A 15,840-nucleotide genomic window follows, 5' to 3' on the forward strand; every position below is an offset into this window, starting at 1 on the left:
CGCTACCGTCTAGGTCCAGACGTAATCGGCAGAGACGGCAATCCCGAGATGACATCAGTGCTCATCGGCCGCGAACACCCCGCGGAGATACTGCGCACCGAGGTGACCAGGGCGACCGAAAGCCACGGTGGCCTCGTACTGGTGACCGGGGAGGCGGGCATCGGCAAGACCACCCTGGTCACCGGCGCCGCCGAGGAGGCCGCGCGGCGGGGCGCGCTGGTGTTGCACGGCACCTGCTGGGACCCGGACAGCGCGCCCGGCTACTGGCCCTGGGTGCAGGTCCTCAGGGCGCTGCGCCGTGGGGTGGACGAGGAGCGGTGGGCCGCGGTCGAGCGGGCAGGGGGCAGCACGCTGCCCGCGTTGCTGGGCGAGTCCAGACAGGCGGAACAGGGCGCCGAGTTCGAGCTGTACGACGCCGTCACCATGGCCCTGGTCACGGTGTCGGCCGCGCGCCCGGTAGTGGTCGTGCTGGACGACCTGCACTGGGCCGACGCCGCATCGCTGCGACTGCTGGAGTTCGCGGCGCGGCACACGTGGTTCGAGCGGTTGCTGCTGATCGGCACCTACCGCGACGTCGAGGTGGACGCGCCAGGGCACCCGCTGCAGTCGTTGATCACGCCGCTGGTCGCCAAGGCCACGACGGTGACGCTGACCGGCCTCGAACCCGACGACGTGGCAGCGCTGATCAGCCGGACCGCGGGACGCTCGCCGGACCCCGATCTCGTCGCCGAGGTGCACCGCCGCACCGGGGGGAACCCGTTCTTCGTCGAGCAGACGGCACGGCTGTGGCACAGCGGCGGCTCGGTCACCGGCATAGCACCAGGAGTGCGCGACGCCCTGCAGCGCAGGATCGAGTTACTGGCTCCACCCGTCCGGCACCTGCTCACCACGGCCGCGGTGCTCGGCCGCGAGTTCCACCGGCAGGTGCTGGCGGCCGCGGTCGCGTCTCCGGTGCCGCAGGTGGATCGGTTGCTGGACCAGGCGGTGACGGCCCGCTTGGTGGTCGCGCGCGGCGGCGGCACCTTCGCCTTCGCGCACGACCTGGTCCGGGAGTCGCTGTACGACGGCATGGACGAGGCCGAACGCCGTGGTCGCCACGCCGGAGTCGTCGCGGCCCTCGAGGGCTCGCCCACGCTGGCCGAGCGCGTTCTACCCGGTGAACTCGCCCGGCACGCCTACCTCGCGGGTCCGGACATCGAGCCCGTGCGTGTCGTGGAACATCTGCTCGCCGCGGCGCGGAACGCGAGCAGCAGGCTTGCCGGCGACGAGGCGGTCGAGCATCTCCGGCGGGCGCTGGACCGGGTGGACCCCGACGACCACCGCAAACGGGTCACCGTGGCCCTCGACCTGGGCCACGAGCTGGAGAGCACCACGGGGAGGGACGAGGCCCTCGGGCTCTTCGACCTCGCTGCCGAGGCCGCTCGTGCGGCCGGTGATCCGGCACTGCTCGCGCGCGTGGCCCTGACCGTCTACCGGGTCGACATCCCGGCCCCGCAGGACCGGCGAGACATCGAACTGCTGCGGGAGGCGTACCGGTCACTGGTGGGCGACATACCCGACGAGACGGTCAAGCCGGACCGGCTCGCGCACCAACTGACCGAGCGGGTCGCCGCGGTGGCCAGGGACGCCGAGGACGACGACGCGCTGATCTTCAGCCTGTGGGCCCGCCACAACTCGATCTGGGGTCCAGGTAGCGAACAGGAGCGGGTGGCGATCACCGACGAGCTGATCGAGCTGGCCCGGCGGACGGCCGACTTCGAACTGGAGTACTTCGCGGCGTCGTTTCGCTGGGTCGCGTTGCTGGAGCAGGGGGACGAGGGCTACCTCGAGCAGTTCCACGACTTCCTCGCCGTGACCAGGCGCGGCAAACTCGCCCGCTCCGAGTTCGCCTCGTCGGTCGACCAGAGCGTCATCTGCCTGCTGACGGGCCGGTTCGGGGAGTCCGAGGAGTTTCTGGACCGGGCCGTGGCCTCGTTCGGAGGCAACACACACCCGCACTTCGCCTACCTGGCCGTGCAGCTGCGCTGGGCGGTGTGGCTGGCCCAGGGCAGGTTCGACGAGCTGGCCGAGTTGCACCGGCAACTCGCCGCAACCGATCATCCGTTCCCCAGGCTGCTGCAGGCCGTCAGCGCGGCGGAAGCCGGGGACACCGAAGCGCTCTCCGCTCTGGCCGATCAGCTGGCGGAGGAGCGGCCGTACCCGCGCGATTTCCGCCCGCTGTGGTTGCGGCTGCAGGCCTCGATGGCGGCGCTCATCGGGGACGCGGACCAGCGGGCCGCGGCCCGCACCGACCTGGAGCCGTTCGCCGGGCAGTGGCTGGTCTCGCTCTACGGCTGCGATATCGCGGGCCCCGTGGAGCACTGGCTGGCGGAACTCGACCTCGCGGACGGGAATCGGGACGAGGCCGTGTCGCGGTTCACCGAGGCGAACCGATCCGCGGTCCGGATGCGGGCGCGGCCGTGGTCGATCCGGGCCAGGGATGGCCTGGCGCGTGCGCTGGCCGCACGAGGCTCCGGCGACGACGTGCCCAGGGCCAAGGCGTTGCTGGTGGAGGTGGAGCGCGAGGCGACCGCGCTGGGGATGCGACATGTGGCGCGCCGGACCCGCGAAGCGCTCGCCGAGACGAACGCTGCCGTAGTCCCGCCTCCACAGGCCGACGAGTTCCGCAGGGACGGCGAGGTGTGGTCGGTGACGTACGCGGGGCGCACCGTGCACCTGCCCGACGCCAAGGGCCTGCGCGACCTGCACGTGCTGCTGGGCAGGCCGGGAACGGACGTCCCGACGGTGCGCCTGCTCAATCCGTCCGGCGGCGAACTGGTCGCGGCCACCCACAAGCTCGGCGGCGACGCCGTTCTCGACGACGAGGCCAAGGCGCGCTACAAACGCCATCTCGACCGGCTCGACAGCGAGATCGACCGCCTCGTCGAACTGGGTGAGGACGCTCGCGCCGCCAAGCTGGACGCCGAACGCACCGCGCTGCTCGACCAGTTGCGCTCAGCCGCGGGGCTCGCGGGCCGCACCCGCAGGCTCGGCGACGAGGCCGAGCGGGCGCGCAAGACCGTCACCGCGCGGATCAGGGACACGCTGCGCAAGCTGGACCAGCTCCACCCCGAACTCGCCGCGCACCTGCGCGGTGCCGTGATCACCGGTGCGAGCTGCGGCTATCACCCGGACACCGAGGTGGGCTGGCGGTTGTGACCGGGTGTGGGGAACGCCCCCTGGCCGCTCCCCACACCCGCTCGCGCTCACTTGCGGTTGTACAACCGCATGGTGAGCGTCCCGAACACGGCGATGATCGCCGTGCCCGCGATCAGGACCCAGAGCGTCGCGCTCGCGTCCGGGGTGCCGTTCATCAGTCCGCGCACCGCGGCGACCAGCTGGGTGATGGGATTGACGTCGACGAACCCCTGCAGCCAGCCGGGCATGGTCTGCGGGTCGACCAGGATGTTGCTCAGGAACGTCAGCGGGAACAGCACCAGCATGCTGACACCCATCACCGACTTCTCCGACCGCAGCAGCAGGCCGAACATCGTCCAGATCCAGGAGAACGCGAACGAGAAGACGACCACCAGCGCGACCCCGAGCAGCACCCCGGCCAGACCGCCCCCTGGGCGGAATCCGAGGATCAGCCCGAGGATGAGGATCGTGGCCGACGCCATCGTGTAGCGGAATGCGTCGCCGAGCAGGTAGCCGACCATCGGCGACGGCCGCCAGATGGGCAGCGTCCGGAACCGGTCGAACACGCCCTTGCTGATGTCGGTGTTCACCGAGACACCGGTGTACATCGTGGTCATCACCACACTCATCACCATGATGCCCGGCAGCAGGTACTGCAGGTAGTCCGTGACCGAACCCTCCAGTGCGCCGCCGAACAGGTAGGTGAACATCAGCGTCATGATGATCGGGAACGCGGTGACGTCGAACAACTGCTCCGGCACGTGCTTGATCTTCAGCATCGCCCGCCAGCCGAACGTCATCGACGACGAGAACGGGCTCGGGCGCGGCGGTCGTTCACCGGACACCAGTACGGCGGCCAGGTTCTCCGCCGAGGGCGCGGCGAGGGTGGCGTCCTCGTCCTTGATGGCGGTGCTCATGATGCAAGCTCCTTCTCGGTCTGCTCGTGTGCGGGGCGGTTGGTCAGGGCGAGGAACACCTCGTCCAGGCTGGGCTGGCCGAGGGAGAAGTTGTCGACGGTGATGCCGGCCGTGGACAGCTCGGCCAGCGCCCGCGACGCGTGTTCGGCCGCTCCCTGTTCGGTCTCGTCGCTGATCCGGGCGGTCAGTGCCAGCGGGTCGGCGTCCAGCTGCACCGGCGTGTTGAGCGCGGTGGTGAGCACCTGTTCCGCCGCGGCTCGCTGGTCGGCGTGGCGCAGCCGCAGGTGCACCGCGCCCGCGCCGACCGAGGCCTTCAGCTCGCCCTTGGTTCCTTCGGCGATGACCTTGCCGTGGTCGATGACCGCGATCCGGCTGGCGAGCTGGTCGGCCTCGTCCAGGTACTGGGTGGTCAGCAGCACCGTCGTGCCCTGTGCGACGACCGCCCGGACGATGTCCCAGACCTGGTTGCGGCTCCTCGGGTCGAGGCCGGTGGTCGGCTCGTCGAGGAACAGCAGGTCAGGGGTGTTGAGGATGCTCGCGGCGATGTCGATCCGCCTGCGCATACCGCCGGAGTAGTTCTTCACCTGCCTGCCTGCGGCCTCGGTCAGGCCGAACGCCGCGAGCAGCTGTTCGGCGCGCTGCCGCGCCGCGGGTTTGCGGTGGCCGAGCAGTCTGGCCAGCAGCACCAGGTTCTCGGCGCCGGTCAGGTCCTCGTCCACCGAGGCGTACTGCCCGGTGAGGCTGACCCTGCTGCGCACGGCGTCCGCCTCACGCAGCACGTCGTGGCCGAAGACCCTGGCCTCTCCGTCGTCCGGCCGGAGCAGGGTCGCCAGCATCTTCACCGCGGTCGTCTTGCCCGCGCCGTTCGGGCCGAGCACGCCGTAGACCGTGCCTGCGGGGACGGCGAGGTCGATGCCGTCGACCGCCCGGGTGGTCCCGAAGGTTTTCACCAGCCCGGACGTCTCGATCGCCAGACCGTTGTCGGGTTGAGCCATGGTTGTTCCCGTCCTCTTTCGGTTCGTTCGTTCCAGTCGTGAGTGCTTCAGGACACGTAGGGCCGTGTGGCGCGGGCGTCCCGCAGTGCCAGTCCCCACCAGACGAGCTGGTCGAGCAGGGTCTGCGCCGCGTGCTTGCGCCCCTCCGTGTCGTGTGGTCTGCCTTGCTCGTCGAAGGTGCTGTCCAGCAGGTCGAGGCCCACTCCGTCGCGCATCGTGACGGTGTGCAGTTCGGTGAAGACCTCGCGCAGCTGCCCCACGGCGTGCATCCCCCGATAGCGGCAGCCGTAGGAGACAAAGCCGACCGGCTTTGCCTGCCACTCGTCGTAGGCGTAGTCGATCGCCTGTTTCAGCGACGCCGGGAAGCTGCGGTTGTACTCCGGTGTGACCACGACGAAGGCCTCCGCCCGATCGATACTGGCGGTGAACTCGGCCATCTGTCCGGTCGGCTTCGCCGGATAGCAGTCCGGGAAGTCGAAGTCGGCCAGATCGAGCACGTGGAGTTCGACGTCGGGGCGCTGCCGGGCGATGTCGGCGAACCACTCGGCGATGGCGGCTCCCGACCTGCCCTCCCTGGTGCTGCCAACGACCAGGGCGACCCGCAGGCCGGCCGCCTCGGTGTGGGTCATCGCGCCTCCATGCGGGAGTTCGTTGGTGTCTGTCCCATGGGCGCGAGATCCGGCCGAACGCTCGCTGGATCGGAACTAGCGGATGCCGGCGCGTCTCGATGTCCCCAATAATGTGGCATTGGGGAACTTCAACGTCCCCAAAACCTCATTGGGGACATCCCCGATCAGCGGAGCGCGACGGTCAGCAGGACGGCGGCCTCGCCGATGGCCTGGACGGCGTGCCGTTCGGGCGGAACGGGAGCCAGCTCGCCGCTGCTCAGCAGCAGGTCGCGTTCGGCGGTGCGCAGCCGCACTCGGCCGTCGAGGACCTGCACGGTGGCGGCAGGGGGCGAATCGTGCTCGGCAAGTTCCATGTCCTCGGCAAGCGCGATGATCGTGACCCGCTGGGAGGTACTGGAGACGATCGTTCGGGCGGCGCGGCCCGCGTGGTGGGCGCGGGCCTGCTCGAGCAACTCGGCGGACAGGGCGTGGATCGACGTGACCTCGGGGTGATGGCTCATGGAGCGGCTCCCGGTTCGGATCCTTCCTGACCGTGATCACCTCGACGATAACGGTGAGTGGCGTCGGGCGCAGGCCGTCGACAGACGCGATGGAATGCGCGGCAATCCCTTAGCGTTGCGAAGGACCGGGAGCCTATGCTGGCGGACGACCACGAGAGGGTGACGGTGACGGACACGGACGCGCGGGAGACCGCCGCGACAACACGGCTGCCCCGCGAGATCTGGGTACTGGTCGGCGCCAGTTTCCTGATCGCGATCGGCTACGGCCTGATCGCGCCCGCACTGCCCAGCTTCGCCGTCAGCTTCGATGTCGGGGTCACCGCCGCCGCGGTCGTCGTGAGCGCGTTCGCGTTCGTGCGGCTGGCGTTCGCGCCGGCCAGCGGACGGTTGGTGACGCGGTTCGGTGAGCGGCCGATCTACCTGTGGGGTCTGACCATCGTCGCGGCGGGCAGCGTGGCCAGTGCCTTCGCCGTCGAGTACTGGCAGTTGCTGCTGTTCCGCTCGCTGAGCGGAGTCGGCTCGACGATGTTCACCGTGTCGGCTGTGGGCCTGCTGATCCGGATCGCGCCCGCGCACCTGCGCGGCAGGGCCTCCGGGCTGTGGGGCACCAGTTTCCTGCTCGGCGGCATCGCGGGTCCGATCGTCGGCAGTGGTCTCGTCGTCGTCTCGCTGCGGGCACCGTTCCTGGTCTACGGCCTGGCGCTGATGCTCACCACCGGCCTGGTCTGGTGGCAGCTACGGCACTCGACGCTCGCGTCCCGCGCCGACGAGGACGGGGAGCCGGTGCTCACCTTCCGGCAGGCGTTGCGACACCGCACCTACCGGGCGGCGCTGGCCTCCAACTTCGCCAACGGCTGGGTGGTGTTCGGGGTGCGCATGTCCCTGATCCCGCTTTTCGTGACGGCCGTGCTGGCCAGGGGCGAGGAGTTCACCGGGATCGCGCTCGCGGTGTTCGCCGCAGCGAACGCGGCTGTCCTGCTGGTCGCCGGCCGGTTCGCTGACACCCGCGGTCGAAAGCCACCCGCGCTGGTCGGCCTTGCGCTGCTCGCGGTCGGTACGGTCCTGCTCGGTCAGGCGCAGGAGCCGTGGCTGTTCCTGGTGGCCTCGCTCGTCGCCGGTTTCGGCTCCGGCGCGCTGAACCCGGCGCAGAGCGCGGCCGTGGCCGACGTGCTGGGCAAGAAGGCCAGGGGCGGCGGAGTGCTCGCCGGGTTCCAGATGTCCGCCGACGTCGGCGCGGTCCTCGGTCCGCTGGCCGCGGGCGCGATCGCGGAGGCCTGGTCCTTCGGCGCGGCCTTCGCCGTTACCGGCGGCATCTCCGCGCTCGCCCTGGTGGTCTGGATCGCCGCACGCGAGACCCTGCCCGCCCCCGACACCGACGACGACGCGGACCGGGCGGGGCAGAGCGAACCCGAGCACACGGCCCAGGACGCCGTCCCCGAGTGCTGCGACCTGGACAGCGTGCGCAGGCGTTGACCCCTCCGTACCGCGCTATTCCTCGGCCTGCCTGCGGCGGTGCACGACGATCACGCCGCCGATCGAGACGATCGCCGCGATCAGGGTGATGATCCACCCGGTGACGCCGAACGGGTCCTTTTCCGACGGCAGGACCGACGTCCCCGCCGCGGCGACCTGGTCCTGCTCCGGCTCGGCCTCCTCGGTCATCGCCAGCGTGTCCGCGGAGTAGTTCAACTGCCCGACAGGCTCGGGACCGGTCGCGGCGAGCGCGAAGCCGTAGTCGAGCAGCTCCGCCGCCTGTGCCGACAGCCGGGTCGGGCGCTGCTCGCCGCGCAGCAGCACCACCGCGATGCGCCTGCCGTCGCGCTCGGCGCCGCCCGCGTAGGTGTGCCGCGCGTCGTCGGTGAATCCGGTCTTCCCGCCGAGGAAGCCGGGGTAGTCGTCGAGCAGACGGTTGTCGTTGTAGATCGGGATGTCCGGTTCGCCCGGCGCGCCGGGGAAGTCGATGTGCTGGGTCGCAACCGCTTTGGCGAACTCCGGGTCGTGGATGGCGTAGTTGTACACCAGGCTCATGTCGTACGCCGAGGTCATCATTCCCGGTCCGTCCAAACCGGACGTGGTGGCGGCCCGGGTGTCCCGCGCACCGATGCGGGCGGCGAGGTCGTTCATCTTCTCCAGTGCGACCGGCATTCCGCCGAGTGCCGTGGCGAAGGCGTGCGCCACGTCGTTGCCCGAGCGCATCAGGAGGCCGTGCAGCATGTCGTCCACTGTGTACTCTTCGCCCGCGACGATTCCGACACAGGTGCACTCCTGGTTCGCGTCCAGTTCGGTCGGCGTGATGGTGTCGTCCGGCTCGAACTCCTGGATCGCCACCAGGGCGGTGAGTATCTTGACCAGTGAAGCGGGCCGGTGCCGTCCGTGCGGGTTCTTCGCGGCCAGCACCGCGCCACTGTCCAGATCCTGTACCAGCCAGGACTCGGCCGTGAGCCCCTCGGGAGGAGCGGGAGCGCCCGTGGGCAGTACCAGCCCGCACTCGCCCATCCGCTCGCCGCCCACCGGTTCGATGGGCACCGGCAGCGGTTCGGGGGAGGGCACTCCGGGAGGCGGCTCCTCGGAGGTGTCCACCGGAGGGGGCGGTAGCCGCCGGTTCGAGCAGGACTGGCTGGAAGGATCACCGGTCTCGTCCTGGGCGGCCGCCGGCAGTGCCGTCACGGCGAGCACGCCGGAGAGCACGGCGACCAGCAGGACCCGGAGCGACCGATCACAAACGCTGCGCACCCGTGCAGTATGACTATCACCGCGCGGTCATACTGCACCCCATGCGCATGTCTCGCCGCACCTCCCTCTTTCTGCTGATCTTCGGCGTGTGGTCCTGGATCATCTGGATCACCTTCGTCAGGAACCTGTGGGCGAGCGACAACGCCTGGTCGGCGGACGGTTCGCCGACGACGTTCTTCGTCGTTCACCTGGTGCTGGCCGTGGTCTCGTTCGTGCTCGGCACGATCATCGGCGTGATCGGCTGGCGTGGCCGGCGGGGCGCGCGTTCCGCCGCGTCCGGGTGATTGCTCCGAATGGCGGGCAGCGCGCGGTAGTTTCGCTACCTAACGTTCTGCGCGTTGACCCGACCCCGGGCAGATCCCCGCGAGGCTGACCGCCTCCGGCCCGCTGCCCGCATCTGGAGGTGGAATGTCCCGGATCCGAACGAGGCTGTTGCCCACGGCCGTGGCGCTGGCGATGGGGGCGGGCGGTGTGCTGCTGGCCCCGACGGCCGCCGCGGCACCGTCCGAAGCCGCTGCCTGCGACACGACCAGTCCGCAGTACAGCTACGTGGTGCTTTACCAGCAGGGCACGGCGCAGTCTGATGTGGACTCCGAGCTGGCGGCGGAGTGCGGCAGCAGGATCGCCTACTACCCGGAGATCGGGGTAGCCGTCGCCAGCTCGCGCAGCGCCGACTTCGCCGAGCGCCTCGGCGTTTTCCGGGCGTACTCGGCCGAGCGTGAGATGGCCGAGCCGCCCGCGACCACGGCGGCGGCCGCCAGGTCGGCCGCCCGCGCGGCCGCCGAGGACGAGGCCGACCTGGAGCGCACCACCGAGGTCAGCGTGGCCGCCGACCTCAGCGAGCAGCAGTGGGACATGCGCGCGATCAAGGCGCCCGAGGCCAACGCGATCAACCCGGGCAGCCGCTCGGTGACGGTCGGCGTGCTCGACTCCGGTATCGAGTCCACCCACCCCGGTCTCCGTCACGCCGTGGACCCAGCCACGTCGGCGGGGTGCGTCACCGGTGCGCCGGACACCAGCCCGAGTGCGTGGGCACCGACGACGTCCGACCACGGCACGCACGTGGCGGGCACCATCGCGGGCAAGGACACCGAGGCCGGCTTCACCGGCGTGGCTCCCGGCGTCCGCCTCGCGTCGGTGAAGGTGGTCAGTGACCAGGGGCTGATCTTCCCCGAGTCGGCGGTCTGCGGCTTCATGTGGGCGGGCAAGCACCGGTTCGAGGTGACCAACAACAGCTACTACGTCGACCCCGGTATGTTCTACTGCCCCGAGCAGCCCGGTGACGCGGCCGCGTACGAGGCCGTCCGCCGCGCCGTCGAGTACTCGCAGCGTCGCGGCGCGCTGAACGTGGCAGCCGCCGGGAACAGCGATCTGGACCTGGCCAATCCGACCAGCGACCCGAACCGGCCGCATCCGGTCGACTCCAGCTGCGCGATCCTGCCGAAGGGCATCGACGGTGTCGTGACGGTCTCGGCCGTCGGCTACGAGGGCACCAAGTCCTACTACAGCAACTACGGCAGGGGCGAGGTCGAGGTGACGGCTCCCGGCGGGGATCGGACCCAGCCACCGCCGGAGGGCCAGGGTGCGGGCTGCCCGCTGTCGACCATCGTCGGCGGCAAGTACGGCACCAAGTGCGGGACGTCGATGGCCGCACCGCACGCTGCCGGGGTCGCCGCCCTGTTCGCGAGCCGGTACCGCAACGCGCCGCCGCAGGTGCTGAACGCGCTGTTGCTGGCCAAGGCCGATCCCGTGGCATGTGGCGAGGCCGAGGAGTGCACGGGCTCACCGCGCAACAACTCCTTCTACGGCCGGGGACTGGTGAACGCACTGCGGGCGGTGCGCTGACCGCCCGCCTCTGACAGCGGTCGGGGCCATCCTGCGAGCGACATCCGCAGGGTGGCCCCGACGGTGTCAGGGACTCCTGACACTGGGCCGAGTGGCCCCATTTGGGTCACGTGTCGGATACGTCGGTGGATGATTTGTAACAGCAGGACGAGTTTTGCCGCTTCTGGTGGGCAGAAAGCCTCACTTTCGGGTGAGGTCCCACGGTGACAGGAGCTCCGGCATGGGAACACCCGCGCTGCGTGTCCGTACCAGGCTGCGCCGGATCGTCGCGGCCACGACAGCGGGCGTGCTCGCCACGGTCGGGCTCGTCACGATCCCGTCGGCGCCCGCGGTGGCGGCGGTGCCTGCCGGGTTCAGCGACACGGTCGCGATCAGCGGGCTCAGCTCGCCGACGGCGACCGCGTTCGCGCCCGACGGCCGGGTGTTCGTCGCGGAGAAGAGCGGCATCGTCAAGGTGTTCGATTCGCTGGCAGACCCGACCGCGACCGTGTTCGCCGACCTGCGGACCCAGACGCAGGACTTCTGGGACCGCGGCCTGCTCGGCCTCGCGGTGGATCCGCAGTTCCCGGCCCGCCCCTACGTGTACGCGTCCTACACCTACGACGCCGAGCCCGGCGGGACCGCGCCACGCTGGGGCGACGCCTGTCCGACGCCACCCGGGGCCACCGACAAGGGCTGCGTCGTCACCGGGCGGGTGTCCAAGCTGACGATGGGCGCGGGCGGGACGGCGACCGCCGAGCAGCCGTTGCTCACCGGGTGGTGCCAGCAGTACCCGAGCCATTCCATCGGCACCGTGACCTTCGGCCCGGACGGCAATCTGTACGTCGGCGGCGGGGACGGTGCGAGCTTCAACTTCGCCGACTACGGCCAGGTGGGCAACCCCTGCGCCGACCCGCCGGGCGCGCAGGGCACGAACCTCTCGCCACCGGCCGCCGAAGGCGGCGCGCTGCGTTCGCAGTCGCCGCGCAGGGCGGCGGGTCAGCCGGTGCTGCTCAACGGCGCGATCCTGCGGATCGACCCGGACACCGGCGAGGGCGTTGCGGGAAACCCGTTCGCGAGCAGCGCGGACGCCAATGCACGGCGAATCATCGCCTACGGCCTGCGCAACCAGTTCCGGTTCGGCTTCCGGCCCGGCGGGAACGAACTCTGGGCCGGTGACGTCGGCTGGGGCACGTGGGAGGAGATCAACCGCGTCGCGGATGTGACCGACGCGGTGGCGGAGAACTTCGGCTGGCCCTGCTACGAGGGCGACGCCCGGCAGTCCGGGTACGACAACGCGAACCTGACCCGGTGCGAGTCGCTGTACTCCGGCCCCGGCCAGACGGCGCCGTACCACGCGTACAACCACAGCGCCAAGGTCGCGGCGGGCGACGGCTGCCCGACGGGGGGTTCCTCGGTCAGCGGGATCGCCTTCGAGTCGGGGAGCAACTACCCGCCTGCCTACGACGGTGCGCTGTTCTTCGCGGACTCCTCGCGTGGCTGTATCTGGGCGATGCAAAGCGACGGCGGCGAGCCGAGTCCCTCGCGGATCGTGCCGTTCGTGACCGGCGCGAATGTCCCGGTGCAGGTGCTCACCGGCCCTGGTGGCGACCTGTTCTACGTCGCACTCGGCGCGGGCGAGCTGCGCAGGGTGACCTACTGGGACGGCAGCAACCGGCCACCGGTCGCGGCGGCCACGGCGAATCCCTCGTCCGGCCCCGCGCCGCTGACCGTCCAGTTCGACGGCAGCGGCTCCAGCGACCCTGATCCGGGGGACACCCTCACGTACGCGTGGGACCTCGACGGGGACGGTGCCCACGACGACGCCACCGGCCCGATCCCGACATGGACCTATGTGGACACCGCAACGGTGGGGGCCGGGCTGCGAGTGACGGATTCGAACGGGGCCGGGGCCACCACCGGGGTTTCGGTGACCGTCGGCACTCCGCAGGGGCTGGATCCGGTGCCGGTGATCGACGAGCCGACGAGTGCGCTCAAGTGGCGCGTCGGGCAGACGGTGGCGTTCACCGGAAGGGCGGTCGACGCGCAGGACGGGACGCTCCCGGCCGCGGCGCTGTCCTGGCGGCTGGCGATCCGGCACTGCGCGACGAACGGGACGTGCCATACCCACAACGTGCAGGACTACACCGGGGTCAGCTCGGGCACGTTCGTCGCGCCGGACCACGAATACCCGTCGCATCTGGAACTGACGCTCACGGCGAAGGACTCCTCGGGGCGTACCGGCACCCGGACACTGGAGCTGCATCCGCAGACCGTCCAGCTGAACTTCACGTCGAATCCGAGCGGGGCACTGCTCACCGTGGCGGGATCGGAGCAGCGGGCGCCGTTCTCCCGCACGGTGATCGTCGGGTCGAACAACTCGATCAGCGCGGCCAGCCCGCAGCGGCTCGGTTCGTTCAACTCGAAGTACGCCTTCACGAGCTGGTCCGACGGCGGAGCCAGGACCCACAACATCACGGCGCAGGCCGCCGCGACGGAGTACCGCGCGAACTACCGCTGGTGCTGGCTGCTCAACCCCTGCTAGTTCCGTCACCCCGGAGGCGTTACCGGCTGTCCCCTTTCGAGTTACTGAGCGAACGTCAGCTCCCAATGTGCTGTAACAAGAGGAGAGTTTGCCGCTTGTCCTACAGGCCCCACGTCGGCGGTGAATGACCCGAGTTTGAATACGACACAGTGACTGGAGTTCGGCATGGGTGCCCCGACCGTGCGTGTCCGAAGCAGATTCCGCAGGCTGCTGGCGGCGTCGTCCGCGGTGGTTCTCGGCGTGACCGGCCTCGCGGTGGTCCCCGCGGCCCCGGCCGCGGCCGTGCCTGCCGGATTCCGGGACACGGTCGCGATCGGTGGGCTCAGCTCGCCGACGGCGGCGGCGTTCGCGCCGGACGGCCGGGTGTTCGTCGCGGAGAAGAGCGGCATCGTCAAGGTGTTCGATTCGCTGGCAGATCCCTCCGCCACGGTGTTCGCCGACCTGCGTAAGCAGACGCAGGACTTCTGGGACCGGGGTCTGCTCGGTCTCGCGGTGGACCCGGAGTTCCCGGCCCGGCCGTTCGTCTATGTCTCCTACACCTACGACGCCGAGCCCGGCGGGAAGGCGCCGCGCTGGGGCGACGCGTGCCCGACGCCGCCGGGGGCCACCGACAAGGGGTGTGTCGTCACCGGGCGGGTGTCCAAGCTGACGATGGGCGGTGGTGGGACCGCCACCAAGGAACAGCCGTTGGTGACCGGGTGGTGCCAGCAGTACCCGAGTCACACCATCGGGACCGTGGCCTTCGGCCCGGACGGCAATCTGTACGTCGGCGGCGGGGACGGCGCGAGTTTCAACTTCGCCGACCAGGGTCAGGTGGGCAACCCGTGCGCCGACCCGCCCGGCCCCCGGGGCAGTGACCTGGTGGCCCCGAACGCGGAAGGTGGCGCGCTGCGGTCGCAGTCGCCCCAGCGGCCTGCCGGGCAGCCGGTGGTGCTCAACGGCGCGATCCTGCGGATCGACCCGGACACCGGTGCCGGCGTGGCGGGAAATCCGTTCGCGAGCAGCGCGGACGCGAACGCGCGGCGGATCATCGCCTACGGCCTGCGCAACCAGTTCCGGTTCACCTTCCGGCCCGGCAGCAACGAACTCTGGGCCGGGGATGTCGGCTGGCACGACTGGGAGGAGATCAACCGCGTCGCGGATGTGACCGACAGGGTGGCGGAGAACTTCGGCTGGCCCTGCTACGAGGGCAACGACCGGCAGACCGGGTACTCGAACCTGGACCGGTGCCAGTCGCTGTACTCCGGAGCCGGCCAGACGGCGCCGTACCACGCCTACAGCCATGGCGGCGCGGTGGCGAACGGCGATGGCTGCGCCGCGGGGGGCTCCTCGATCAGCGGGATCGCCTTCGAGTCGGGGGACAGCTATCCGTCGGCCTACGACGGTGCGCTGTTCTTCGCGGACTCCTCGCGTGGCTGCATCTGGGCGATGCGGACAAGTGTCATGGGTGATCCGAGCCCTTCGCGGATCACGCCGTTCGTGACCGGCGCGAGCATCCCGGTGCAGGTGCTGGCCGGTCCCGGTGGTGACCTGTTCTACGTCGCACTCGGTTCGGGTGAGCTGCGCAGGGTCAGCTACCGCGACGACGGCAACCGGCCGCCGGTCGCGCGAGCGACGGCGAAGCCTTCGTCAGGCCCGGCGCCGCTGACCGTGCGGTTCGACGGTGGCGGATCCAGTGATCCGGATTCCGGGGACACGCTGACCTACGCCTGGGATCTCGACGGAGACGGCGCCTATGACGACGCCGCGGGGCCGAAGCCGACTCGGACCTATTCGGACACCACGGTGGTGGAGGTCGGGCTGCGGGTGACGGACTCGCAGGGGGTCAGTGACACCACGAAGGTCTCGGTGACCGTGGGAAGTCCGCGCGGGGACGGGCCGGTTCCGGAAATCGACGAGCCGACGGGCTCGCTCAACTGGCGTGTGGGGCAGCCGGTGCGGTTCTCCGGAAAGGCGGTCGACCCGCGCAACGACGCGCTGCTGCCCGCGTCGGCGCTGTCCTGGCGGCTGGCCATTCGCCACTGCGTCGCCGACGGAAGCTGTCACACGCACAGGCTGCAGGACTTCAACGGTGTCGGCTCGGGGACGTTCACCGCGCCGGACCACGAGTACCCCTCGTACCTGGAACTGACGCTCATGGCGAAGGACTCCTCAGGCCGTACGGGCACGCGGACGATGGAGTTGCGGCCCGAGACGACCCGCCTGGACTTCACATCGAGCCCGAGTGGTGCGCTGCTCTCGGTGGCGGGCAGCCAGCAGCGGACGCCGTTCTCCCGCACGGTGATCGTCGGGTCGAACAACTCGATCAGCGCGGCCAGCCCGCAGCGCCTCGGCGTGTTCAACACCAAGCACGCCTTCACGAGCTGGTCCGACGGCGGCCAGCGGACGCACAACATCACCGCACCGGCGGGCCCGAAGGAGTACCGCGCGAACTACAGCCGGTGCTCGGCGGAAAACCCCTGCTGAGGTAGCCGGCGGTGCGGACAGGTCACGGCGTCCGCCCTTGCACCGTGTACGTAA

Annotated in this window: 11 protein-coding genes; 6 read left to right on the forward strand and 5 right to left on the reverse strand. The window is 70.4% G+C overall.

The window, feature by feature from the left end; all coding sequences use genetic code 11:
* The first annotated feature begins 48 nt into the window (after window positions 1-48).
* The gene (locus tag BM199_RS15380) at window positions 49-3,198 is read left to right on the forward strand and encodes an ATP-binding protein (protein ID WP_091673889.1); all 3,150 of its coding nucleotides are present in this window, start codon (window positions 49-51) and stop codon (window positions 3,196-3,198) included.
* Window positions 3,199-3,245: 47 nt separating this feature from the next.
* Here the strand turns inward: BM199_RS15380 and BM199_RS15385 are convergent, their stop codons facing one another.
* The 4 genes from BM199_RS15385 to BM199_RS15400 all read right to left on the reverse strand — a co-directional run bounded on the left by BM199_RS15385 (window position 3,246) and on the right by BM199_RS15400 (window position 6,218).
* Window positions 3,246-4,094, reverse strand: coding sequence for an ABC transporter permease (locus tag BM199_RS15385; protein WP_091673890.1), 849 nt, complete (start codon window positions 4,092-4,094; stop codon window positions 3,246-3,248).
* A complete protein-coding gene (locus BM199_RS15390) occupies window positions 4,091-5,089 on the reverse strand; it encodes an ATP-binding cassette domain-containing protein (protein ID WP_091673891.1) in 999 nt (332 codons plus the stop codon). Before BM199_RS15390 ends, BM199_RS15385 begins: the two co-directional genes overlap by 4 nt.
* Before the next feature lie 47 nt (window positions 5,090-5,136).
* Window positions 5,137-5,718, reverse strand: a complete 582-nt coding sequence (locus tag BM199_RS15395; protein ID WP_091673892.1) for an NADPH-dependent FMN reductase — start codon at window positions 5,716-5,718, stop codon at window positions 5,137-5,139.
* A 164-nt stretch (window positions 5,719-5,882) separates the two neighbouring features.
* A complete protein-coding gene (locus BM199_RS15400; RefSeq protein WP_091673893.1) occupies window positions 5,883-6,218 on the reverse strand; it encodes a cupin domain-containing protein in 336 nt (111 codons plus the stop codon).
* A gap of 135 nt (window positions 6,219-6,353) precedes the next feature.
* Between BM199_RS15400 and BM199_RS15405 the strand changes: the two genes are divergently transcribed.
* Window positions 6,354-7,691 carry an MFS transporter gene (locus tag BM199_RS15405; protein ID WP_091673894.1) on the forward strand — a complete coding sequence of 446 codons (1,338 nt, stop codon included), beginning with the start codon at window positions 6,354-6,356 and terminating at the stop codon, window positions 7,689-7,691.
* Window positions 7,692-7,706: 15 nt separating this feature from the next.
* On the opposite strand, the gene BM199_RS15410 is transcribed toward BM199_RS15405, so the two are convergent.
* A complete protein-coding gene (locus tag BM199_RS15410) occupies window positions 7,707-8,951 on the reverse strand; it encodes a D-alanyl-D-alanine carboxypeptidase family protein (RefSeq protein WP_091673895.1) in 1,245 nt (414 codons plus the stop codon).
* Window positions 8,952-8,992: 41 nt separating this feature from the next.
* On the opposite strand from BM199_RS15410, the gene BM199_RS15415 reads away from it, so the two are divergent.
* The 4 genes from BM199_RS15415 to BM199_RS15430 all read left to right on the forward strand — a co-directional run bounded on the left by BM199_RS15415 (window position 8,993) and on the right by BM199_RS15430 (window position 15,786).
* A complete protein-coding gene (locus BM199_RS15415) occupies window positions 8,993-9,235 on the forward strand; it encodes an SCO4848 family membrane protein (RefSeq protein WP_091674013.1) in 243 nt (80 codons plus the stop codon).
* A 124-nt stretch (window positions 9,236-9,359) separates the two neighbouring features.
* Window positions 9,360-10,796 (forward strand): S8 family peptidase, encoded by a 1,437-nt coding sequence (locus BM199_RS15420; RefSeq protein ID WP_091673896.1) that lies wholly within the window; start codon window positions 9,360-9,362, stop codon window positions 10,794-10,796.
* A 220-nt stretch (window positions 10,797-11,016) separates the two neighbouring features.
* Window positions 11,017-13,320, forward strand: coding sequence for a PQQ-dependent sugar dehydrogenase (locus tag BM199_RS15425; protein ID WP_091673897.1), 2,304 nt, complete (start codon window positions 11,017-11,019; stop codon window positions 13,318-13,320).
* Between the two features lie 165 nt (window positions 13,321-13,485).
* Window positions 13,486-15,786: a PQQ-dependent sugar dehydrogenase gene (locus tag BM199_RS15430; RefSeq protein ID WP_091673898.1), complete on the forward strand. Its 2,301-nt coding sequence runs from the start codon at window positions 13,486-13,488 to the stop codon at window positions 15,784-15,786.
* Window positions 15,787-15,840: the final 54 nt, after the last annotated feature.

Source organism: Amycolatopsis marina, assembly GCF_900111885.1.
In the GTDB taxonomy this organism is placed as follows: Bacteria; Actinomycetota; Actinomycetes; order Mycobacteriales; family Pseudonocardiaceae; genus Amycolatopsis; species Amycolatopsis marina.